At 64.6% G+C, this 22,431-nt stretch carries 19 protein-coding genes; 11 read left to right on the top strand and 8 right to left on the bottom strand.

Features of this window, described 5'->3' with window-relative positions:
- The first annotated feature begins 11 nt into the window (after positions 1 to 11).
- On the top strand, positions 12 to 707 hold the full coding sequence (locus FGL95_RS08965) for an alpha/beta fold hydrolase (protein ID WP_169585841.1): 696 nt from the start codon (positions 12 to 14) through the stop codon (positions 705 to 707).
- Positions 708 to 870: 163 nt separating this feature from the next.
- Here the strand turns inward: FGL95_RS08965 and FGL95_RS08960 are convergent, their stop codons facing one another.
- A complete protein-coding gene (locus FGL95_RS08960) occupies positions 871 to 2,001 on the bottom strand; it encodes a lipase family protein (RefSeq protein ID WP_420838029.1) in 1,131 nt (376 codons plus the stop codon).
- A gap of 97 nt (positions 2,002 to 2,098) precedes the next feature.
- Between FGL95_RS08960 and FGL95_RS08955 the strand changes: the two genes are divergently transcribed.
- Positions 2,099 to 2,797, top strand: a complete 699-nt coding sequence (locus FGL95_RS08955; RefSeq protein ID WP_240962900.1) for a lytic transglycosylase domain-containing protein — start codon at positions 2,099 to 2,101, stop codon at positions 2,795 to 2,797.
- Here FGL95_RS08955 and uvrA read toward each other — a convergent pair.
- On the bottom strand, positions 2,794 to 5,697 hold the full coding sequence (uvrA, locus tag FGL95_RS08950) for an excinuclease ABC subunit UvrA (protein WP_169585839.1): 2,904 nt from the start codon (positions 5,695 to 5,697) through the stop codon (positions 2,794 to 2,796). The genes FGL95_RS08955 and uvrA overlap by 4 nt on opposite strands.
- 101 nt (positions 5,698 to 5,798) lie before the next feature.
- Between uvrA and FGL95_RS08945 the strand changes: the two genes are divergently transcribed.
- From FGL95_RS08945 to FGL95_RS08930, 4 genes are all read left to right on the top strand, one after another.
- Positions 5,799 to 6,482 (top strand): MBL fold metallo-hydrolase, encoded by a 684-nt coding sequence (locus FGL95_RS08945; protein ID WP_169585838.1) that lies wholly within the window; start codon positions 5,799 to 5,801, stop codon positions 6,480 to 6,482.
- 89 nt (positions 6,483 to 6,571) lie between these two features.
- Complete coding sequence (locus FGL95_RS08940) at positions 6,572 to 7,777, top strand: FAD-dependent oxidoreductase (RefSeq protein ID WP_338079785.1); 1,206 nt, start codon at positions 6,572 to 6,574, stop codon at positions 7,775 to 7,777.
- Positions 7,774 to 8,376 (top strand): DUF4389 domain-containing protein, encoded by a 603-nt coding sequence (locus FGL95_RS08935; protein WP_169585836.1) that lies wholly within the window; start codon positions 7,774 to 7,776, stop codon positions 8,374 to 8,376. Before FGL95_RS08940 ends, FGL95_RS08935 begins: the two co-directional genes overlap by 4 nt.
- Entirely contained in the window at positions 8,363 to 8,995 is a 633-nt protein-coding gene (locus FGL95_RS08930; protein ID WP_169585835.1) for a class I SAM-dependent methyltransferase, read from the top strand. The genes FGL95_RS08935 and FGL95_RS08930 overlap by 14 nt, the downstream gene beginning before the upstream one ends.
- Here FGL95_RS08930 and FGL95_RS08925 read toward each other — a convergent pair.
- Together FGL95_RS08925 and FGL95_RS08920 are read right to left on the bottom strand one after the other, a co-directional pair.
- Positions 8,992 to 11,478, bottom strand: a complete 2,487-nt coding sequence (locus FGL95_RS08925; RefSeq protein WP_169585834.1) for an ABC transporter permease — start codon at positions 11,476 to 11,478, stop codon at positions 8,992 to 8,994. The two genes, FGL95_RS08930 and FGL95_RS08925, sit on opposite strands and share 4 nt — an antisense overlap.
- Positions 11,479 to 11,500: 22 nt before the next feature.
- The gene (locus FGL95_RS08920) at positions 11,501 to 12,046 is read right to left on the bottom strand and encodes a QcrA and Rieske domain-containing protein (RefSeq protein WP_169585833.1); all 546 of its coding nucleotides are present in this window, start codon (positions 12,044 to 12,046) and stop codon (positions 11,501 to 11,503) included.
- Between the two features lie 456 nt (positions 12,047 to 12,502).
- Between FGL95_RS08920 and FGL95_RS08915 the strand changes: the two genes are divergently transcribed.
- Entirely contained in the window at positions 12,503 to 14,704 is a 2,202-nt protein-coding gene (locus FGL95_RS08915; RefSeq protein ID WP_169585832.1) for an ATP-binding protein, read from the top strand.
- A 3-nt stretch (positions 14,705 to 14,707) separates the two neighbouring features.
- Positions 14,708 to 15,370, top strand: coding sequence for a response regulator (locus tag FGL95_RS32915; RefSeq protein ID WP_169585831.1), 663 nt, complete (start codon positions 14,708 to 14,710; stop codon positions 15,368 to 15,370).
- A 4-nt stretch (positions 15,371 to 15,374) separates the two neighbouring features.
- On the opposite strand, the gene FGL95_RS08905 is transcribed toward FGL95_RS32915, so the two are convergent.
- The 3 genes from FGL95_RS08905 to ligD form a co-directional block, all read right to left on the bottom strand.
- Positions 15,375 to 15,965 (bottom strand): TetR/AcrR family transcriptional regulator, encoded by a 591-nt coding sequence (locus FGL95_RS08905; protein WP_169585830.1) that lies wholly within the window; start codon positions 15,963 to 15,965, stop codon positions 15,375 to 15,377.
- 88 nt (positions 15,966 to 16,053) lie between these two features.
- Entirely contained in the window at positions 16,054 to 17,412 is a 1,359-nt protein-coding gene (locus FGL95_RS08900) for a cryptochrome/photolyase family protein (RefSeq protein ID WP_206071610.1), read from the bottom strand.
- 3 nt (positions 17,413 to 17,415) lie between these two features.
- Positions 17,416 to 18,393, bottom strand: a complete 978-nt coding sequence (gene ligD, locus FGL95_RS08895; RefSeq protein WP_169585828.1) for a non-homologous end-joining DNA ligase — start codon at positions 18,391 to 18,393, stop codon at positions 17,416 to 17,418.
- A gap of 48 nt (positions 18,394 to 18,441) precedes the next feature.
- On the opposite strand from ligD, the gene FGL95_RS08890 reads away from it, so the two are divergent.
- From FGL95_RS08890 to FGL95_RS08880, 3 genes are all read left to right on the top strand, one after another.
- Positions 18,442 to 19,185, top strand: a complete 744-nt coding sequence (locus tag FGL95_RS08890; protein WP_169585827.1) for a DoxX family protein — start codon at positions 18,442 to 18,444, stop codon at positions 19,183 to 19,185.
- A 102-nt stretch (positions 19,186 to 19,287) separates the two neighbouring features.
- Positions 19,288 to 21,552: a HelD family protein gene (locus FGL95_RS08885; RefSeq protein WP_169585826.1), complete on the top strand. Its 2,265-nt coding sequence runs from the start codon at positions 19,288 to 19,290 to the stop codon at positions 21,550 to 21,552.
- Positions 21,549 to 21,923 (top strand): DUF732 domain-containing protein, encoded by a 375-nt coding sequence (locus FGL95_RS08880; RefSeq protein WP_169585825.1) that lies wholly within the window; start codon positions 21,549 to 21,551, stop codon positions 21,921 to 21,923. Before FGL95_RS08885 ends, FGL95_RS08880 begins: the two co-directional genes overlap by 4 nt.
- Before the next feature lie 10 nt (positions 21,924 to 21,933).
- Here FGL95_RS08880 and FGL95_RS08875 read toward each other — a convergent pair whose 3' ends face one another.
- The gene (locus FGL95_RS08875) at positions 21,934 to 22,386 is read right to left on the bottom strand and encodes a universal stress protein (protein WP_169585824.1); all 453 of its coding nucleotides are present in this window, start codon (positions 22,384 to 22,386) and stop codon (positions 21,934 to 21,936) included.
- Between the last annotated feature and the right edge of the window lie 45 nt (positions 22,387 to 22,431).

The following is a 22,431-nucleotide window of genomic DNA, read 5'->3' as shown; positions in this document are numbered from 1 at the left end:
TTGTGGCTGGCATGACAAAGCACATCGTTCTCGTCCCAGGATTTTGGCTCGGCGCGTGGGCATGGGACGCCGTTGCCGCTGACCTACGCGAACGAGGAAACCGAGTGACGTCATTGACGCTGCCAGGTCTGGCGCCCGACGCCGATCGGGCCGGCGTCACGCTCTCGGATCAGGCTCGCGCCATCCTCGACGTCGCCGACAAAGGTTCGGTTCTCGTGGCACACAGCGGCGGCGCTGGACCGGCATACATCGCGACGGATATCGCGCCCGACCGATTCGAGCGCGTGATCTACATCGACGCTGGCCCCCTCGCCGATGGGCTCGCCATCAACTCCGAACTCGACGAATCACTCACCGAGTGGCCGCTGCCGACGTGGGCGGAGCAAGAGGCCTCAGGCAACAGCCTCGACGGACTCGACGACGCGACCTTGGCGCGCATCCGCGAACTCGCGGTCCCGGAGCCTGCGCTCGTCGCACGTGAACCGTTAGCGCTGTCCAACCCGGCTCGGCGGAACGTTCCCACGACAATCGTCTGCAATGCGCTGCCGTCCGAGGTCCTGCTGCAATTCCGCGATGCCGGTCACCCGATGGCCCAGGAACTGCGCGAAATCGACGCCGAATACATCGACCTGCCCACCAGTCATTGGCCGATGTTCTCCAAGCCCGCCGAACTTGCCGAGATCATCGATAAGGTCGCGAACCGCTGAGACCCAGTGCATACAAATGGTGGCTCCGAGGGCTGATTTCGCCACCATTTCTATGCGCTCGACGCTTCGTGAGGGCTAGTCGAGCGAGTTCGGCGAGAGTGTCATTGTTCAGGCAAGAACCGCCGAAATTGCCTGAAAAACTGCACTTTCGGCGCTCAAGGGGCTAGCCGAACAATCCCGCGACGAAAGGCACTGTGTCGGGCAAGGATTGGTTCATCGTTCCGCTGTGAGTGGTCGGGTAGGCGCGGAAGGTGATCGGCTCGTTGTTGGCCGCGAGCCTGGCTGCCAAGGCCATGGTGGTCGGGGGCGGAACGTCGGTGTCGAAGAGGCCTTGTCCGATGAAGAAGGGTCGGTCGTAGCCGGTTTCGGGAATTCCCATATAGCCGCGCAAGATCTGGTCGATTCCGGGAATCGCGGACAGCGGTCGGGTGAACAGCGAGCCGATCGCCAAACCTCCGACGACGTCACCGAATTCGTCGTAGCACAGGGTGTCGGCCTGATTCAGCAGCGCGACGCCCTGCGGGGTCAGCAACGAATCGATATCCAGAGCCGGGTAGGTCGCGCGTAGACCGTTGAGGATGTAGACGAGGTAGGTGTTGAGGCTGTGGCCGAGCGTGATCGGCGGCACCGATGGACCCAGCTTCGACACCAGATCCTCGATGTAGGACGGCACTCCGGTCGCGACTGCGCCGCGATAATCGAGGTCGGAGCCGCCGAACTCGGTGGCATATCGCGCAGTCGTCATCGCAGCGCCTGCGCCCTGCGACTGGCCGATGACGACCCACTTTTTCGAGAGCGCCGGGAACTCACTCGTGCTGGCCTTCACCATGTCGACGACGCTGTGGGCTTCGACGATGCCGTTCAAATACTCGGTGGGGCCAGGGGTTCCGTGGCCGACGTAGTCCGAGGCGACGACCGCATAGCCTTTCGACATCCACGTCTGCAGGTAGGGGTAATCGCGTTCGGGAAGCAACGGACCGTGGATGCTGTACGCGCATTGGTCACCGAGTCCGAGGGTGCCGTGCGCCCAGGCGACGACAGGCCACCCGCCGGGCGGTGGCTGCCCGGCCGGGAGATAGACCGCGCCGCTGCTCAATGCTGGACCGTCGGGTCCGGTGGTCCAGTAGGTGAGGCGACGAGCATCCGCGGAACCAGGCACCCAGATTTCGCGCGGCAGCGGCTCGTTGTCGACGACCGATCCGGGCGCCGCATCGGCGATCGCCGGGCACATACTCGCCGCCGAAAGCAGCAGAGCCACTAGCAGTATCGACCGGACGACGACGGCTCTAGTCACAGAGGAGCAGCCTAGTCCAACGCATACTCTGGAAAAGGTGAGCGGCAGACAGACATTGCGCGGACTGGGTGCGTTCACCGTTGGCCTCGTCGTGATTCTGCTGATCGGTCTAGCTTTCGTCGCACTCGTTGCACGAGATCGCCACGATCTCGTAGACATTCCGGAAGGGATCCCACCAGGGGCGGGCATCGCTGTCCCACCGATCGATCTCGATGCGCCAGGGCGCACAGCTGGTCAGCTTCGTTCGTGGGCGATGGACCTTTCCCCCGACCTCGGCATCCCTATCGTGTCGTTGGAGGCGTATGGCTACGCGGCAGCGGTGATGGCCCGGAGCCGACCGGATTGCGGCATCGCCTGGACGACATTGGCCGGCATCGCGGCGATCGAAAGCAAGCACGGTACCTATCACGGCTCCGAGGTGGAGGCCGATGGAAAAGTCAGTCCGCCGATTCGGGGCGTACCGCTCGACGGGTCGCCCGGTGTGGCCGTCATTGCCGACACCGATGGCGGAGCGTTGGACGGCGACCCCGATTACGACCGCGCGATGGGCCCGTTCCAGTTCATCCCGGAAACCTGGAAGCGGTTCGGCACAGACGCCAATGGCGACGGGTTCGCCGACCACGACAGCATCGACGACGCAGCACTGACCGCCGGAAAATACCTGTGCGTCAGCGGCGGCGACCTCACGTCACCGGACGGCTGGCAGCGGGCCGTCAAAACCTACAACCAGTCGACCAAATACCTGCTCGACGTGCGAAACGCGGCGGCCGCCTACTCGGTCGGCCGGGCGCCTTAGGCGACGGTCGCGGGTTTGCGAGTCCGCTTCTTGCGTGGTGGTGGCGTGCGTTCCAGGACTTGCTTCAAGAACTGCCCTGTGTAGCTGTCCGCGACCTCGGCAATGTCCTCGGGTGTGCCCTCCGCGACGACGACGCCGCCGCCGGACCCGCCCTCCGGTCCCATGTCGACCACCCAGTCCGACGTCTTGATGACGTCGAGGTTGTGCTCGATCACGATGACCGTATTGCCCTTGTCGACAAGGCCGTTCACCACGAGCAGCAGCTTTCGAATGTCCTCGAAGTGCAGGCCGGTCGTTGGCTCGTCGAGGATATAGGCAGTGCGTCCGGTCGACCGCTTCTGCAATTCGGCGGCAAGCTTGACGCGCTGCGCTTCACCACCGGACAGTGTCGGTGCTGGCTGGCCGAGCCGCACGTAACCGAGTCCGACGTCCACCAGCGTCTGCAGGTAGCGGTGAATCGACGTGATCGGTTCGAGGAACTCGGCTGCCTCCTCGATCGGCATGTCGAGAACCTCGGCGATGGTCTTCCCCTTGTAGTGGACTTCGAGGGTCTCGCGGTTGTACCGCGCGCCGTGACACACCTCGCACGGCACATAAACGTCCGGCAGGAAGTTCATCTCGATCTTCAACGTGCCGTCGCCCGAGCACGCCTCGCACCGGCCGCCCTTGACGTTGAACGAGAACCGGCCTGGCTGGTAGCCGCGGACCTTCGCCTCCGTCGTTGCCGCGAACAGCGTCCGGATCTTGTCGAACACACCGGTGTAGGTCGCCGCATTCGACCGCGGGGTACGACCGATCGGCGACTGATCGACCTGCACGAGCTTGTCGAGCTGATCGAGGCCGTTGACCCTCGTGTGCCGACCGGGAACCTGGCGTGCGCCGTTGAGCTTGTTCGCCATGACGGTCGCGAGGATGTCGTTGACCAGCGTCGACTTACCGGATCCGCTGACGCCCGTGACCGCTGTCAGCAGGCCGAGCGGGAAGCTGACATCGATGCCTTGCAGGTTGTGCTCGCGGGCTCCGACCACCGTGACCTGCTTCTTGCGGTTCGCGATCCGCCGTACCAGCGGAACAGGTATCTCGGAACGACCGGAAAGGTATGCGCCCGTGATGGATTCCGGATCGGTGAGCAACTCTTGATAAGGACCGCTGTGCACCACCCGGCCACCGTGTTCGCCTGCCAGCGGGCCGATGTCGACCACCCAGTCCGATGCCCGGATGGTGTCTTCGTCGTGCTCGACGACGATGAGCGTGTTGCCCATGTCGCGCAGCCGGGTGAGTGTCTCGATGAGTCTGCGGTTGTCGCGCTGGTGCAGACCGATCGACGGTTCGTCGAGAACGTACAGCACGCCGACCAAGCCCGACCCGATCTGTGTCGCGAGGCGGATGCGCTGCGCTTCGCCGCCGGACAAGGTTCCGGCCGCACGCGAAAGCGAAAGGTACTGCAGGCCCACGTCGAGCAGAAAGCCCAACCTGGCCTGGACCTCTTTGAGCACTTGCCCGGCGATCGCCTTCTCGCGCGGACCGAGTGTGAGGTTGCCGAGGAATTCGGCGCACTCGGTGATCGACAGTGCGCTGACCTCGGCGATCGACTTCTTGTCATCGCCTGCGGCGATGGTGACGGCGAGAATCTCGGGACGCAGCCGCGCACCGTTGCATGCAGGGCACGGCACATCGCGCATGTAGCCGTCGTACCGCTCCTTCATCGCATCCGATTCCGTCGCCTCCATACGGCGATGCAGGAACGGCATGACGCCTTCGAAGTCGGCGTAATACGAGCGAACTCGGCCGTACCGGTTCTTGTACTTCACATGGACCTGGTCAGAACTGCCCTCCAGCACGGCTTTTCGAGCCTTGGGCGGCAAATCCTTCCACGGCGTCGACATCGAGAAGCCGAGGATCTCGGCAAGCCCCGACAGCAGCCGACCGAAGTACTCCGACGCCTGACCCACGGACCACGGCGCGATCGCGCCGTCCTCGAGGCTCAGTTCCGGGTCTGGAACCACGAGGTCGGGGTCGACCTCTTTCCGGATGCCGAGGCCCGTGCACTCTGGGCACGCGCCGTACGGCGAGTTGAACGAGAACGACCGCGGCTCGAGATCGTCGATATCGAGCGGATGGCTGTTCGGGCAGGCAAGCTTCTCCGAGAAGCGACGCTCGCGGTCGTGCGCCTTCTCGTCGCGATCGACGAACTCGAGAACGACGATGCCATCTGCCAAGCGCAACGCGGTCTCCACCGAATCGGTGAGCCGCTGCTTCGACGTCGGCTTGACCGTGAGGCGGTCGACCACGACCTCGATGTCGTGCTTCTCCTGTTTCTTCAGCTTCGGCGGATCCGTCAGCTGGTGCACGACGCCGTCGATGCGAACACGGGAATAGCCCTGCGAGTGCAGCTGATCGAAGAGGTCGACGAACTCGCCTTTACGAGTACGGACCACGGGCGCGAGCACCTGGAAGCGGATGCCCTCTTCCATGGCAAGCACCTGGTCGACGATCTGCTGCGGAGTTTGCTTCGCAATCAGCTCGCCGCAGACCGGGCAGTGCGCGGACCCCGCGCGCGCGTAGAGGAGACGGAGATAGTCGAAGACCTCGGTGATCGTGCCGACCGTCGATCGCGGGTTGCGGTTGGTCGACTTCTGGTCGATCGAGACCGCAGGCGACAAGCCCTCGATGAAGTCGACATCCGGCTTGTCCATCTGGCCGAGGAACTGGCGGGCGTACGCGGACAGCGACTCGACATACCGGCGCTGCCCTTCGGCGAAGATCGTGTCGAATGCGAGACTCGACTTACCAGACCCGGACAGCCCGGTGAAAACGATCAGGCTGTCTCTTGGTAAATCGAGGTCGACTCCGCGCAGGTTGTGCTCGCGCGCACCGCGCACTATCAGGCGATCCGCCACAGGCAATCCCTTCTCGTCTCCACGGTTGGAGAGGCTACGTGGTCCCACCGACAAGTTTGTTGTAGGCGATTGCGTCGCAACCGCCGAGTACCGTTCGGGATATGGACCAGCCCATCGCCATCGACGACACCTACACCGGCCACGTCTCCCCCGGTTCTACACCTCAACGCCGGGTATTGCCCGGCGCGAGCATCGTCAAACTCTCAGTCGGCCCCATGGACAACAACGCGTACGTGGTCCAGTGTTCCGCGACAGGGCGCGCACTCCTAATCGACGCCGCCAACGAGGCCGACCGACTGACTGCGCTGCTCGACACCGTGGCGCCGAACGCACTGGACTTGCTGGTCACGACCCATCAGCATGCCGACCACTGGCAGGCCTTGGCCGCCGTCGCACCATCCGCCAAATCGACAGCCGCCCATTCGCTCGACGCCAAACCACTGCCCGTCACCCCGGACCGCACGTTGACCGACGGCGAGGTTGTCACGGTCGGTGACCTGCAGTTGGAGGTCGTCCACCTGCGCGGCCACACACCCGGCTCGGTCGCGTTGGCCCTGACCGACGGCGACGGGACCGTGCATCTGTTCACCGGCGACTCGCTGTTTCCCGGTGGGCTCGGCCGAACGACCTCACCCGAAAACTTCGCGTCACTCTTCGCCGATGTGACGGCGAAAATCTTCGACCGCTATCCCGACAGCACCATCGTCTACCCCGGCCACGGCGACGACACGACGCTGGGCACCGAGCGCCCACACCTCGATGAATGGAAGAGTCGCGGCTGGTAATCAGCGACGCCCATAATCGAAGAGTGTGGACGTTCGCCGATCACGGTCGATTTCACCGTCGGCCTCGCCTCGATCATCGAGCGCGGGTGATCCCACAGCTCCGGGTCCTCGTAATCGGAGCCGGCGTAGGCGGGATCTCCGTCGCACGCGGGCTGCTACGCGACGGTCACGACGTCACGGTTTTCGAACAGAAGTCGGCCGTGCGAGCGGGTGGCGGTGCAGTGACCATCTGGCCTAACGGCGCGACGGTTCTCACCCAGTTGGGCGTCGACATGTCGGAGGCAGGCCAGGTTCTGTCGACGGTGCGGGTCATGACCTCCACTGGCCGGAAGATCGCCACCTTCGACGCCGCAACGATGGCGGAGCGGCTCGGCGCTCCGGTCCGAATGGTGCCGCGTCGAGTGCTCCTGGAGCGCCTACTCGATGGTTTCCCGATGGATCGGGTCCGGTGCGGATCCTGCGCCGTCGCGGTGACGAATACTGCCGACGGCATGCGCGTCGAGTTCGCCGACGGCAGTCTCGCCACCGGCGATCTGGTGATCGGCGCTGACGGTCTGCACTCGGTCGTCCGCGACATCGTCGGCGCGCAAGCCGCCCAGCCGACCGGATGGTGCAGCTGGCAAGGACTGGCATCGGTTCCGCAGATCGCCGACCGGGGTACCGCTTTCGTGATCATCGGCGAGCATGGAAACCTGGGGATGTGGCCCGCGGGGGGCGCTGAGCTGCAGTTTTGGTTCGACCTGCCGTGGACACGCGACTACATCAGACCCAACCGTCCACTCGAGTTGATTCGCTCGCATTTCGCAGGCTGGTCCGACAACGTCGACACGGTCCTGAGCGTGTTGACTGCCGACGATCTTGCGCATTCGCCGTATCCGCATTTCCGCCATCCGATTCCGCCGGTGGTCGATCAGGGCGCGTTGACCCTGCTCGGCGATGCAGCCCACACGATGCCGCCCACCTTGGCCCAGGGCACCAACCAAGCACTGCTCGACACGATGGTGTTGTGCGAGGCGTTGACGCGCGTTGGCTCCCAAGCGAGCCAGTCCGGCGTCACAGCCGCGCTGCGCTGGTACGAGAAGGTCCGTCGAAACCGGGTCACGGTGGTGTCGCGGGTGGCGTCGCTCCAGGTATCACACGGCGAAGCTGCGATGCGGCCCGCAGCGTTGGTTCCCGATGCGGTCATGACCTGGGTGCTCTCGACCTTTCTTCGGTCGGTCAGTCATCGCAGGTTGTCGGCAGCAATCGCAAAGGACCTCGACAGTGCCCACACCGCGACCTCCCCAGGGCGATGACCAGCGGGGACCCGGTTCGGGTCCGAGCCGAGCCCGACACACCGTCACGCTGGCTGTGGCTCGTCAAATGGTGTGTCTTGGCCGTCCCTCACTATCCGATCTTGATCGCGCTCTACATCGCGTATCCGCTCCTCACGGTCGTCGCCGGCGTCGCAGTCTTGGTCACCGGACGATTTCCGCGTGCCATCTTCGACTTCAACGTCGGAGTTCTGCGCTGGTCCTGGCGACTGATGAACTACCGGTTCCCCATGAACGCGACCGACAAATACCCGCCGTTCACCCTGAAATCTCGGGCCGACTACCCCGCCGATCTCGAGGTCGACTACCCGGTACAACTGACGCGATGGGCCGTGCTCGTGAAGTGGCTGCTGGGGCTGCCGCAATACCTCATCGCATGGGCGATGGAACCGTTGCTGCAATTGCTGTGCCTCGTTGCGGCCATCGCTCTGCTCTGCACCGGGACGGTCCACCAGGGGATCTTCGACCTGCTGATGGGCATCGTTCGTTGGCGGTACCGAGTCGCGGTCTATGCCTCCCTGATGACCGACGTTTATCCGGTGTTCCGGCTGGATCAAGGAGTAACGCATGACACGCGGTAACCCACTCTTTCCGTACATCTACGGGTACGGCATGCCCATTTTCGACCGGCTCTTCTACCGTCGATATCGGCGCGAGGCAATGAGCAACGCGACCGGCCGATTGCTGATGGTCGGCATCGGACCCGGAGCGGATCTCCTGTTTCTGCCGCCTGCCGTCACCTCGGTCGCCGCAGTGGAGCCGGAGCCCGCGATGCGGCGGATGGCCAGCTCCGTCGCGCGCAAGCACGGCATCGAGGCTGACGTCGTCGACGGCGTCGGTGAGTCGATTCCATTTCCGGACGACAGTTTCGATTCGGTTCATGTCGGGCTGGTGCTGTGCTCGGTCGATGATGTCGGCGCCACCCTCACCGAAATTCGCCGGGTGCTCAAACCCGGCGGACGATTGGTCGTCCTCGAACACGTGCGTGGCGATGGTGCGATGGGTCGTTTCCAGGACCTGATCGCCAAACCGTGGTCCTGGCTGGCGTCGGGCTGCGAGCCCAACCGGCGCACAGTCGACGCCATCGCGGCGGCAGGATTCGACACCTCGAACCTGCGCGGCATCCCACGCACGTTGGTGCCGCCGCCCTGTACGCCGCACCTGCAGGGTTTCGCCACGCTCACCGACTCGGCGAACTAGTCGACGGTCACGGCGTCGATGATGTTCAGCCGCGCCGCACGCACGGCAGGCGGGACAGAGCCGAGCAGGCTGATGACGAGCGCACCCGCGGCGAAGAGCAATGCAGCAGGGCTGGGCCGGAAGTTGACGTCGAAATTCATGATGTCGCCGCTGACAAGGCTGACCAGCCACTGATCTGCCAACCCGAATGCCAACCCCAGAACACCACCGACCACACCGATCCCGGCAGCTTCGGCCAAGATCATTCGCAGGGTGTAGCGACGACTCGACCCCATCGCCCGCAAGACGCCGATCTCCCGCCGCCGCTCCAGCACCGAAAGCGTCAACGTGTTCAACAACGCGATCGCGGCGACGAACACGACGATGATCCACACGGCAGTCGCGATGAACATGCTCTGCTGCAGCGGCGCTTCGAGGCCCACCAACGCCGCCGGACCGTCGTAGACGTAGCCCGGCGCCGGAACCACCGCACGTACAGCGGTCAGCAGCTCGCCTGGATCGACACCCGGTCCGGCAGCGACCTGCAGGGTTGTTGCACCTGGGCGATCGAACCACTGCCGCAATTGATCGAGATTCATGCCGATCGTCCCGATGATTGTCGAGAAGTACGGCACCAACGCAAGGACAGCCACGTTCTGCTCGCCATGTGGTGTCTGCAAGGCCAGGTCGTCGCCGACGTCAACGCCGAGAGCCGTTCCCAAGTTTTGGGTGACCACCACTCCCCGACCGTCGAGCACTGCCGTGCGGACCTGCTCGCTGACGGCACGGTAGAGCGAGTCGTTGGTACGTGCAGCGAATCCATCGAGCAGCACTCGCTTGCCGCCGACCGCCGCGAACGCGAACGACCCTTCGGTCACCCGTGCTACGCCTGGTACGGCAGCGACCTGCTCTGTCAGCCCACTCGGGAGGATCGTCGTCGGATACGTGTCCGGCGGGTCCGCGCTCACCCAGACGTCCGTCTCGGCGACCGAGGAGAAGATTCCTCGCGCTGACCGAATCATGTCGTTGTCTGTGCCGGTTATCCCGACGGTGGTGACTACCGCGATAAGGACGGTCATCACCGTGGCCCACACCCGCCGCGGCGCGCGCTCGATCGTCGCCGCCGCGAGCGCACCGGCCGAACCGAAGATCCGCGCCGTCGCAGCCGTAGCTCGGACGATCGGGACGGTCAACGCGAAGCCCAACGCGATCTCGGCCGCGAACAGTGCGCCCATGGCGGCGAAAGCTATCGGCCCGACATGCGCCACTACAACGAGGATCGCCCCGGCGAACACCAAGACCGCGCCTACCCCGCAGACCAATCGAAGCCACCGCGGAATGAAATCCGCGGTCGAGGCCCCCGCAGACGCCAAGGCCTCGATCGGTGACACCTTGTAGACCTGCCGGGCAGCCATAGCGGCCGCTGCCACGCTGGTGAGCACGGTCGCTACGATCGCGGCAGGAATGGCGAATCCGGGCAGCGAATATTCCAGTCGAACCTCGAGCCCCTGGGTCACGGCGGGTGGCAGCCGACCGATCGCGACGCGACCCAGCACGATTCCGAGGCCCGAACCGAGCGCTCCACCGATCAGCCCGAGGATCGCCGCCTCGGTCACCATGTCCCGGACGATCGTCGTGCGTCTACCGCCGATCGCACGAAGAATCGAGATGACCGGACGGCGTTGCGTGATCGCCATCGTCATAGTCGTATACATCAGGAACGCGCCGACTACGAACGCGACGGTCGCACCCATCAGCGCCATGTAGTTCATCAACTTCACACCGTCACTGGCCTGGGCAGCTCGTGCGCTCGGGTCCCCGACGACAGCTCGCCCGTTCACGGCAGTTGTCACCGCGGCGCGCACCGTGGCCAGGTCGGCATCGGGTGTGGTGGTGATCAATATCGAGTCGAGTTGACCTGGGCGGTTCGTGACGCGCTGCGCCAATGCAAGCGGAGCGAGGATGTAATGCCCGTCGTTGAGGTCCGCGAGTCGTTTGCCCTGCAGCACCCCCGCGACGGTGACGGTGCCGGTTCCCAACGCGAAGCTCTCGCCTTCCGCATGCCCGACACCCGGACCGATCAGAACACCATTGGGCACCGCGAGCAGCGAGCCGAGTCGGCCGCCGAGTGCGTCGCGCAAGTTATTGCCGAGCGCAGCGCTTCTCGCATCCGCGCCGAGCAGCAGCACGTGGCCCGACGGAGTAGCGACCGTCGTTCGCAGCATCGGCGCCGCAGTTGCAACGCCCGGAAGCGCAGCGACATCGTCGACGATCGAGTCGGGAAATCCGGCGTCGGTGATGCCCGCGACCTCGAGCGCGGCCGTTCCCGCGATTCCCCCAGCGAGCCGGTCGACCGACCCCGATATCGAGCCGAAGATGCCGAACACCGCGATCAGGTAGCTCGCCGACACCGCCATCACGACGATCGAGGCAACAGTCCGACCGCGATGCACCGCGAATTCGCGCAAGCTGAACACACGGAGACGATCGACGACCGCGATCATGACGTGCTGCGCACTGCTCGTCTCAGCTCAGCGGCGGAATCGTCGGCACCCATTCGGGCTCGTTCGGGAGCACGTTCGGCAGACTTGGGCACGGTATGTCCAAACCCTGCACAACGGGTTCGAGCACCAGCGCCTCGCCGTCGACACGAATCATCCGCGGCGCCAGCGACAAGAACGCCGGGCCGTGCGCGACCTTGCCGTTCAGATAGAACTTGCTGCCGTGGCAATGGCAATCGATTGTTCCGTTGGCAACGGTCGAAAGATGGCAGAACGCATGAGTACACGTTGCGCAGAACGCTCGGAAGTCGCCGGCCGTAGGTTGCGTCACGACGACATCGCCGAGAATCATGCCGCCCCCGACGGGGATATCGGTGGTCTGCGCGATCACCCGCGCAACCGACGAGCACTGCACGGGCGCCGGGCCGGGTTCGGCGGGCGTAGCGGAAGCTTTGGGCGCGGCTCTCGAACCGACGGCTACGAATGCGGCGGCAGCAACCCCCGCACCGGTAATCATCACTGTGCGTCGATCGATGTTCTTATCGATGTGCGACTGCTCTCGCTCGGGCATGGGCCTCCCTTTCTGCGAGCACTTACAACATCAAGTAGGGCACCGATCGGCACGTCGCACAAGGGGACGAAAGCGACACTTCGGATCGATCCGCGCTGATCACCCGTCCATCGACCAGCGCATGGCCTCGGCTGCGATCGGCAGACGGCGATGCATGGATCAACTCCCCCCAGTCGATCCTCATTCTTGCGTCCGATCCCGCGGACCGTGCGGCCCCGACGCGCCACACCAAGTAACGTTCCCACAACGTCGGGGGCGGAAGATCGTCGTCGAACTGCGTCGCAAGGAATCAGAATCGAGGTGGCCGAGGATGTCGTCAGTTTGCGAAACCCCTCGCCTCGCAAACGCGACATACCGCACGGCGCCTCGGCAAATACTCTGCACGATGCCGGCGCTCGTGTATGTCGGGTGTTTACGCGACAGTCGCAAATGGGACAGCCAGATCGGTTCTGTCCGTTGACCACACGAGAAGCACGCAGGCTCGTCGAACTGATCGCATTCGGGCTACGACACATCGTCGTATTGATCACTGGCGCAGTCGATCTCGTCGTCTGGCAGATGGCCGCGCCTGCAGGGCCGATGCTGAGCGCAACGCTCGTCGTCTGGTCCGTGGCGCGGTTGGTCACGCGCCGTTCGGGCCCGGTCTGGCTGATTGCGGACATGGCAATTGCCGTCGGCTACATCTGCTGGTCGCCGTCTCTTCTAGAGGGCGGCGTTGTGCCAGCCACAGCCGGAAGTGGCAGCGTCGCAGTGGCGATGATCATCTCGGTCGGCCTCGTTGCCCGAACCTCGGTCACCGTCGCCGTGACCGCGTCGACTCTGGCGGCGTTGATCGTTGGCTGGTCAGTGGTCGGATATTCGACCCTGGCGCTCGGCTACGGACTCGTGTTGGCCGCGGAGTGGGGGCTGACGGTGTGGATCGGCCGCATGGTCCGCCGGGCATCGCAGCTCGCCGACGAAGCGCTGACCGAAGGCAACCGCGCCCACGTTGCTCGCCAGGTGTCGCTCGCGCGACGGTCGTTCGAACGCGAGCAGTGGGCATTGCTGCACGACACCGCCGCATCCACTTTGCTAATGGTCGGCCAGGGCGTTGCGGTGGATCCTGCCCGCCTCGCAGCCCAAGCGAAGCGCGATCTGGCAACACTGGAGTTGGTGCCGCTCGATGACACGGGCACGACGATCGATCTCGTCGCGCAGCTGGCGACGCTCGTCGTCGACTTTCCGATCGCCGTTCGATTCTCGGGCTCGAAATCCCTCGAACTCGACGAAGCGACAGCACGGACCGTCGTTGCTGCGGCACGGGAGGCCTTCAACAACGTCGAACGACATGCCAACGCCCAAACTGTGGTCGTGCACGTCGAGGACCGATCCCTCGCCATCTCCGACGACGGAATCGGGTTCTCGTCCGCCCGTGAGCGATTCGCTGCACGGCACGGAGTGCGCAACTCGATCATCGCTCGGCTGCAGCACATCGGCGGTGCAGCGACTGTGTCGTCCGCGCCTGGACGCGGAACTGCCGTCCGAATGACGTGGCCCGTGCGGTCCGATGAGTCGACAGCCCCCGCCCCGATTGCCGACCCCGCCGGGGGCATTGCGCGCATTCAGCGAGCGCTCGGGTACGGGGTCGTGATGACCGCCGGTCTCATGGCCTTGTTCTCGGTGCCACCACCCGGCGTGGCAGGCACCGAGCCGACGTGGTTGCTACCAGTGCTGATGGCGACGAACGTCGCAGGCATTCTGTTCGCCGCGTACGGCATCAGACGCAGTTGGCCACCCGTTGCGACCTGGCTGGTGATCGGACTGGTGTTTGCGGTCGCGCCGCTGCAAGGCCTCTTCGGCGAATCCGTTCGACTGATCGCGGGTACGAGTTGGACGTTGCTGGCCCTGACGTTTCGCTGCCGGCTGCCTGTATCGCTCGCGGTGGTGGTCGCCTCCTGGATTGCGGCGTTCGGCGTCGCGAGCGTGCGGTCCGTCGAGGGCGCCGGTTTCGCAGTGCTCGGGTACAGCGCTGCAGGCAGCGGCAGTCTGTTGATCTTCATCACCGTATTGGCCGACATGATTCGACGAGCGGAGCGCACCGCGCTCGCGGAGACCAACGATCGTGCTCGGCTCGCTGCGGCACAGGCAGTCGAGGATGCCCTGCAGCGGGACTACCGGCGCCGCTTCGACGATCTGTCGAAAGCTGTCGTGCCGCTGCTCCGCGGTCTTGCGTCGGCGCAACTGTCCAGCGTCGACCCTGCGGTTCGCGCGACCGCGCGTGTCGAAGACGCGCGCATGCGACGACTTTTCGCCCAATCCGTGAGCTTCGACCATCCGCTGCTGCAGGAACTGCAACCGAGCATCGACATCGCCGAAAGCAATGGCGCCACAATCACGTTCGACATCGCGGCGGACGTGCCTGACATCCCAGCGACTGCGCGGACCGAGTTGCTCGTCGCTCCGTCCATGCTGCTGGCCGACAGCCGGTCGCGAGCTCGAATTGTCGTTGCTTCGTCGGCGACCGACGTGACGATCAGTGTGGTCTGCGACTGCGGAGCGGACGCAATTCGGGCCGTGGAAAGGCTGCCCGGCGACGCCGCGTTCGAGCTGATCACGTTGGCTGACGAAACGTGGTTGAAGGTCCGTCATCCACTTGCCGAGCTCTCGAAAAGGACCTGAGCGGTGCCGGAAACCGACGCTGTGCGGATCGCGGTCATCGACGATCACGCCGTCATTCACGACGGCATCCAAGCCTGGTGTCAGGCCGCCGAGACACCGATATCGCTGGTCGCGACCTACACCGAACCGGCGGAGTTCATCGCCGAATCAGTGGCACCGCAGCCGATCGACGTTGTGATCCTCGACCTCCAATTCGACCGGCAAGCGCCGAATCTCGAGGCTGTGCGCATCATCTGCGAGCGAGGCTATCGAGTCATCATCTACTCCCAGCACACCGACTCATCGCTCGTTCTCGCATGCCTGGACCTCGGCGTCGTGACGTATCTGTCGAAAGCAGAAGGTCGCGCGCACCTCGTCGCAGCGATCGAAGCTGCTGCAACGGACCGCTCGTATTTGAGCCCGACCATGGCGAAGGCGATGAGTGCCGACGACGCACAAACACAGCCGCGCTTGTCGCAACGGGAACGCGAAGTGCTGCTGAGCTGGTTCCAGACCGAATCGAAAGCGTTGGTAGCCAAGAGCCTGTTCATCACGGTCCGAACGATCGACACGCACCTTGCCCGCATCCGGACCAAGTACGCAGCCGTCGGCCGACCAGCGCCGACCAAGGCCGCGCTAGTGGTCCGCGCGATTCAGGACGGTCTGGTCCGGGCGGACGAACTCTGACGCATCATCCGATCGAGATCGGCGCGTCCGTGAGGATCATCGCGACCAATTGGACGATCCGATCGATCGCGACTTCCCTCGGCAGCGTCGGCGCGACCGCGTGCGACGAAGCGATTCGAGCCACCGCGTCCGACACGACGACGGCCTGTTCCTCTGACAGCCCGGGTCGCCGTGCTCGAAACAGCTCGGCCAGCCGCGCAGTCGCCCGCTCGTTCGCCATCCGGATGAGCGCGATCAAATCCTCCTGGTTCGACCAGCCGGACAGGATCGTCTGAATCAACGGCTCGTCGGCCATGTCGAAGAACAGTTCCAACGCTGCGCGGAGCCCTACCTCGGTCTCTGCCGATTCCATCGCTTTCGTGATTCCCGCGGTCAGCTCGTCCAACCGATGCAGGATGTATGCGTCGCCGAGTGATCTGCGCGAGCCGAACTCGTTGTAGACCGTCTGCCGGCTCACTCCGGCGGCCTGCGCGACGGTCGCGATACTCGTTGCCGCCCACCCGTTGTGGCGGATGAGCTCGTCGACTGCGCTGAGAACGGTTTCGCGCAACAGGTTGTGCGCGGCTGTGACGTACGGGATCTTCGGCGAAATCATGGGCTGTCCAGCAGTTCTTTCCGTTCGGGAGTGACGTGGACATTACCCGTCTTGATGTCTTGCGTCTAGACAAACATAGGCAATTTGTCTACGCCTTGATGTCATCGTAACGGCGCAATGCGTCCACCCGCTCATGCGCGTGGTCGACGATCGGCTCCGGGTAGTCGTCCGGTCGCGAATCCTTCAACGTGTGGACCGCTTTTCCCGCGACCCCGGCGAGTTCCGGCACCCAGCGCCGAACGTAGTCGCCGTTGGGATCGAACTTCTCGCCCTGGGTTGTCGGGTTGAAGACGCGAAAATACGGCGAGGCATCGGTGCCGGACCCCGCAGTCCATTGCCAGCCGTGCTGGTTGGACGCAAGGTCACCGTCGACGAGGTGCCTCATGAAATGACGTGCGCCCCACCACCACGGCAAGTGGAGATCCTTGGTGAGAAAGGACGCGGTGATCATGCGGACGCGGTTGTGCATCCACCCTTCACCGAGCAACTGGCGCATGCCGGCGTCCACGATCGGGAAGCCGGTGCGACCCTCACACCACGCCGCGAAATTTTCGTCGGCTTCTCGTCCGCTGGCGTACTCGATCCGATCGAATCGCCGGTCGAAGTTTTTCCTGGCGGTATCCGGTCGGTTGTGCAGAACATCGGCGTAGAAATCGCGCCACGCGAGTTCGCTTCGCAGTGTCGCCGTGCTCGGCTCGTCGCCACGAAGGTCGGCGAGCAACGTCCGCGGGTGCACGCAACCGAACTTCAGAAATGGTGACAACCGGCTACTGGCATCGAGGTCCGGGCGGTTGCGTGCGTCGTCGTATTGTCCGAGATCCTCGGCGAGAAACTCCTTCCACCGTGCGAGCGCGGCGGCCTCGCCCGCTGCTGGCAGCGTTGTCTCGCCGAGGTCTTCGTCGTCGGGAATAGCGATGCGGTCGGGCAGGTCGGGCTCGAGCCAACGGACCGTCTTCGCATCGGTCTGCGCCGGAGCGCGCCACCCGTGCTCGTACCACGCGCGCCGAAACGGTGTGAAGACTTTGTACGGTGTGTCGTCGGATTTGCGAATTCGACCGGGCGCGACGGCATACGGCGACCCTGTCGCGACGAGTTCGACCGAGCCGAGCGCCTCGCCGACCTCGGTGTCCCGTCGGGTGCCGTACGGTCCGTAGTCGGCGCTGATGTGGACCGTCTCGGCGTCGATCGACGACGCGACTTTCGGCAAGACGTCGACGGGGTCGCCTTTCACGACCAGCAGCCGCCCGCCGAGCTGCTCATCGAGCGCTCGCAGGCAGCGGTACAGATACGTCCGCCGCGCCGGACCCGATGGTCCAAGCAACTTCTCGTCGAGGACGAACAATGCCAGGCAGTGGTCCGCCGCATCGGCAGCGCTCAGCAGGGTCGGGAGATCACCAAGGCGGAGGTCGCGCCGAAACCACACGATCGCGCTACGTTTCACAGCCATCCTTCAGTCGTCCAGGTCGGTTCCACCGGGATCGGCGGCGCCGTCGTGCTCGTCGCGTTCGGCCCATTCGAGAAGCGGTTCGATCGAGAACACCGCGTCGTCGATGCCGGCGTGCAGGTCGCCGAGTTCGGCGAATCTCGCTGGCACCGTAGCGATCGTGAAGTCGTGCGGATTCACGTCGTCGACCTCGTCCCACGCAATGGGCGTGGACACGGTCGCATCGGGAACACCGCGGACCGAATACGCGCTGGCGATGGTGTGATCGCGGGCGTTCTGGTTGTAATCGACGAACAACTTGGCTGGGTCACGGTCTTTGCGCCACCACGTGGTGGTCACGTCGTCTGGTGCCCGACGCTCGACCTCGCGCGCGAATGCCAGTGCGGCCCTTCGGACATCGCCGAAACTCCAGTCCGGCCGGATGCGGACGTAGATGTGCATGCCCTTGCCGCCCGATGTCTTCGGCCAGCCGACGGCGCCGAGTTCATCGAGCACTTCATGCGCCACCCCTGCCACGCGCTGCACGCGGTCGAAACCGCAATCGGGCATCGGGTCGAGGTCGATACGCCATTCGTCGGGTCGCTCGACGTCAGCGCGCCGACTGTTCCACGGGTGGAATTCCACAGTCGACATCTGCACCGCCCACACCACATCGGCGATGTGCGTGACGCACAGTTCGTCCGCATTCCGGTTGTAGCGCGGAAAGTGGACACGGACCGTCTGCACCCAGTCCGGCGCACCGTGCGGCAACCGCTTCTGGTGCACCTTCTCGCCGGCAAGGCCATCTGGAAACCGGTGCAGCATGCACGGACGCTCGCGCAGCGCCCGGACGATGCCGTCGCCGACGCTGATGTAGTAATTCGCCAGATCCAGCTTCGTCGCACCCGTCGCAGGGAAATAAACCCGGTCGGGATTGGAAATCCGGACCGTGCGGTCGCCGACTTCGAGTTCGATCGCAGGAGACTTGCTCTTGCTGGTCGCCATGCACGCAACCTTACGTTTCGAATCTGGGCGGCTGGGAACTCTCGAAGCATGCTGATTCGCAGAATTGCCCGACCACTCCTGTCGACCATCTTCATCGCCAAGGGCGTCGACGCACTGAGAAACACCAAACTGAACGCGGACGCCGCGAGGCCGATGCTCGAGAAGTCCGGTGTCCAGGCCGACGCCGAGACCATCATCCGCGCGAACGCCGCAGCTCAAATCGCCGGTGGCGCACTCCTGGCATCCGGACGGGTGCCGCGGCTGGCATCGGTTGTCCTTGCGGGAACGCTACTTCCAGGCCAGCTCGGCCAGCACGCCTTCTGGACCGAGACCGATCCGGACCGCAAGGCCCAAGAGCGGACCGAGTTCTTGACCGGCCTCAGCCTGCTCGGCGGCTTGATGATTGCGTCCGTCGACACCGAAGGTAAGCCGTCCCTCGGCTGGCGCGGCAGGAAGGCCGCAGCAGCGGCCGCCGCTGCTGTGTCTGCTGCGCTGCCTATCGGAGAAAGCTCCTCCGACCACGCGGTGGGCGAAAAGGTCAGCCACGGTCTGCACATCGCAGCCGAGCGCGGGCGTTCGCTTGCCGACGTTGCGCAGCATCGCGGTGCCGAACTGGCCGACATTGCTCGCGAACGCGGACCGGTGTTGGCCGAAGCCGCCAAGAGCAAGGGCGCCGAACTCGCCGATATCGCTCGCGAACGCGGTCCGGTCCTCGCCGATGCCGCAAAGACCAGAGGCGCCGAGCTCGCCGAAGCTGCTCGGGAGCGCGCCGCGGACCTTCGCGACCGCTAGGCCCTCTGACCCCGCACTTCGGCGCGGATTGCAATGTCGCACTAGACTCCTCAAGGCCGTTTTCGCGACAGTTTTCGTCGCGTCCGAAACCGAGGAGATCTATTGCCTGAGGACGGCCAGAGTGCACTCGACCGTGAGCAGGCGTACGTGTCGATGCTGTACCAACAGCTCGACACGATGCGCGCGTATGCGTCCACTCGCTTGAGCAAAGTCCTGCTCGAGACGGGCGGAACGCCGCAGGCGAGAAGTGAGCGCGAATCGTTCAGCCAGATGTATGCCGAGGATTTGGCGAAGTACGACGCTGCGGAAAACGGTCTCTGTTTCGGCCGGATCGACCTCGATGATTTGGAAGAGCGCTACATCGGCCGCATCGGGGTCTTGGACGAGAAGAACGACTTCGAAACGCTCCTACTCGATTGGCGAGCGCCTCTCGCTCGACCGTTCTATCTGGCGACAACCGCGGCACCCGACGGCGTCACGCGGCGCAGGCATATCCGGACCCGCAGTCGTCGCGTCACGTCGATCAACGACGAGTATCTGGACCTCGACGCCGCCGAATCGGCGGGTCGGATCGACGGCGGCAGCGTCGGCACCGAAAGCGCCTTGCTCGCCGCACTCAACGCCGCCCGCACCGGGCACATGAACGACATCGTCGAGACGATCCAAGGCGAGCAGGACGCGATCATCAGGTCCGACCACAAGAGCGTTCTGGTCGTCCAAGGCGGTCCAGGCACCGGCAAAACTGCGGTCGCTCTGCACCGCGCGGCCTACCTGCTCTACACCTACCGTCAGCAGCTGGCGAAGAGTGGCGTGCTCATCATTGGTCCGAATGCGACGTTCCTCGACTACATCGGTCAGGTGCTGCCCTCGCTCGGCGAGACCGGCGTGCTGCTGTCCACGATCGGCGATCTGTACCCCGGTGTGCGTGCGTCGCGCGAGGACACGATTCGCGGCGGCGAGCTCAAGGGTTCGCTTGCCATGATCGACATCTTGCGCAACGCGGTCCGGGATCGGCAGGAACTGCCCGAGACAGCCGTGCCTTTGCGCTTCGATTCGGTCACCGTGCTTCTCGACCGTCGCATCGTGACGCGGGCGCGTGGCCGGGCCCGATCATCTCGCCGACCGCACAACCTCGCGCGACCGATCTTCGTGTCCAGCATCATCGATTCACTGGCCGATCAGGTCGTGATCGCACTCGGCGAGAACGTCGTCGGGGGCGCCAATCTGCTCAGCCGCGACGACATCGCCGACATCCGTGATGAATTGCGGTCCGACCCCGAGGTCATGGGTGCCATCGGTCGGCTGTGGCCGGAGCTGTCGCCACAGGACGTCCTGATCGAGCTGCTGTCGTCGCCTACCCGACTTGCGACCGCAGCGCCGGACCTCACCGACGACGACCGAGCGAGCCTGCTGCTCGGCGACGAGTGGAGTTTCTCCGCTGCGGACGCTCCCCTGCTGGACGAACTTGCCGAACTGCTGGGCGTCGACGACGCCGAGGAGAAGGAACGCGCGGACCGACGGTGGCGTGCACAGATCGCGGATGCCCAGGGCGCACTCGACATTCTGACGGGTTCCGCGCCACAGGATCTCGAAGACGAGGTCGATCCCGAGATTCTGATGGCCTACGACCTGATCGACGCCAGTCAGCTCGCGCAACGTCAGTCGACGGGCACCCGGCTCACGACGGCCGAGCGTGCCGCAGGCGACCGAACCTGGACCTACGGTCACGTGATCGTCGACGAGGCGCAGGAGTTGTCGGAGTTGGCGTGGCGAATGGTGATGCGCCGCATCCCGAATCGCTGGATCACGGTCGTCGGCGATGTCGCGCAAACCGGTGATCCGGCGGGCACATCGTCGTGGCAGCGGATTTTGGAACCCTACGTCGCGCGACGTTGGAAGCTTGCCGAGTTGACGGTCAACTACCGCACTCCCGCGGAGATCATGGATGTTGCCGAAGACGTTCTGGCCGCGATCGATCCGGAGGCGACGATTCCTCGCTCGATCCGCAACTCGGGCGCACCGCCATGGGTCGAGCGCGTCGACGAGGATGATTTGGAGGCAGCGGTTCGCCGTCACGTCGCCGCCGAAACCGGGCCCGGTATCAGCGCGGTCATTGCAGGGCACGACCTGCGCGCCCGGCTCGCCGGTCTGGAGTCCGACACCGTCAGCGTCCTGACCGTTCGAGACGTGAAAGGGCTGGAATTCGATTCGGTGTTCATCGTCGACCCGCAACACATTCTCGATGAATCACCCCGCGGGATGAACGATCTTTATGTTGCACTCACTCGCGCAACGCAACGTCTGGGCGTTATTCATTCGCAGGAACTGCCCGCAGTGCTCGAACGAGTCCATGCGGTCACGCGGTGAGGATCGAGGTCGCCGTCGGCGCCTCAGCAGCCATGTTGGTGCTGCTCGGCTGCTCGTCGCCGGCGTCGGATACCTCACCGACATCGACGACAACGCTGAGCGCCGTTGCGCTCAGCGGGCTCGACGCCAAAGCCCAGGGCTACAAGGACGCGCTGCTCGCGGCGGGAGTGCCCGCGAGCCAGCCCGATTCGACCACCCTGGCGATGGTGCAGGGCATCTGCCGCCAGATCTCGGACGGCACCCCCGAGACCGAGATTGTCGCCAACCTTCGTCCGCTTGCGGACTACGCGGCAATGATGTCAGCAGGCAAGCTGACCGGCGCCCAGGTTGCGCAGCTGTACCTGGACACGGCACGGTCCAGGTACTGCTGAGACGAAAGCGTCAGCGAACCGTGTGCACGATCAGAACGTCGGACGCCGTCTTGCGCGCGATGTCGGATGGCACGGACCCGAGGAGGCGGCCGGTAAGGGAGTTCAAACCCCGGTTTCCGACAACCAGCAGATCTGCCTGTGTTTCGTCGATCAACCCGAGCAGCGCATCCACGGGCGCGCCGACGACTGGGCGGAGCACAACGGTGGTGGCGCCGGCGGCAGTGGCCTTCTCTTTCGCCGTCCGCAGAATCTCGTCCGTTGGGCTGGAACCCCGTACTTGGTATGCGTCGCCCTTCAACACGTCCGCCGCGGCGCCGAGGTCGCGCTCGTCCGTCGGGTAGTACGCGCAAGCGATGACGAGCTTCGCCGATTCGTCACCAGCGAGCGATGCGGCCTTCTCGACGGCTTTATACGACGAGTCGGAGCCATCAGTCCCGACGACTATGGTCCGGTACGCGGTCATTCGTTCCTCCAGGGGTGCAGTAGACCTTCGTGCTGACCCTAGCCT

The organism is Antrihabitans stalactiti (assembly GCF_012932915.1).
Classification (GTDB): domain Bacteria; phylum Actinomycetota; class Actinomycetes; order Mycobacteriales; family Mycobacteriaceae; genus Antrihabitans; species Antrihabitans stalactiti.
Note: the sequence above shows the minus strand (reverse complement) of the source record. Positions and strands in the feature narration are given on the sequence as shown.

What these genes read in the sequence shown, in the direction of transcription:
- FGL95_RS08965 (WP_169585841.1), top strand. Translation starts at nt 12, where the DNA reads ATGACAAAGCACATCGTTCTCGTCCCAGGATTTTGGCTCGGCGCGTGG.
- FGL95_RS08945 (WP_169585838.1), top strand. Translation starts at nt 5,799, where the DNA reads ATGGACCAGCCCATCGCCATCGACGACACCTACACCGGCCACGTCTCC.
- FGL95_RS08935 (WP_169585836.1), top strand. Translation starts at nt 7,774, where the DNA reads ATGACCAGCGGGGACCCGGTTCGGGTCCGAGCCGAGCCCGACACACCG.
- FGL95_RS08930 (WP_169585835.1), top strand. Translation starts at nt 8,363, where the DNA reads ATGACACGCGGTAACCCACTCTTTCCGTACATCTACGGGTACGGCATG.
- FGL95_RS08925 (WP_169585834.1), bottom strand. Translation starts at nt 11,478, where the DNA reads ATGATCGCGGTCGTCGATCGTCTCCGTGTGTTCAGCTTGCGCGAATTC.
- FGL95_RS08920 (WP_169585833.1), bottom strand. Translation starts at nt 12,046, where the DNA reads ATGCCCGAGCGAGAGCAGTCGCACATCGATAAGAACATCGATCGACGC.
- FGL95_RS08905 (WP_169585830.1), bottom strand. Translation starts at nt 15,965, where the DNA reads ATGATTTCGCCGAAGATCCCGTACGTCACAGCCGCGCACAACCTGTTG.
- FGL95_RS08900 (WP_206071610.1), bottom strand. Translation starts at nt 17,412, where the DNA reads ATGGCTGTGAAACGTAGCGCGATCGTGTGGTTTCGGCGCGACCTCCGC.
- ligD (WP_169585828.1), bottom strand. Translation starts at nt 18,393, where the DNA reads ATGGCGACCAGCAAGAGCAAGTCTCCTGCGATCGAACTCGAAGTCGGC.
- FGL95_RS08890 (WP_169585827.1), top strand. Translation starts at nt 18,442, where the DNA reads ATGCTGATTCGCAGAATTGCCCGACCACTCCTGTCGACCATCTTCATC.
- FGL95_RS08875 (WP_169585824.1), bottom strand. Translation starts at nt 22,386, where the DNA reads ATGACCGCGTACCGGACCATAGTCGTCGGGACTGATGGCTCCGACTCG.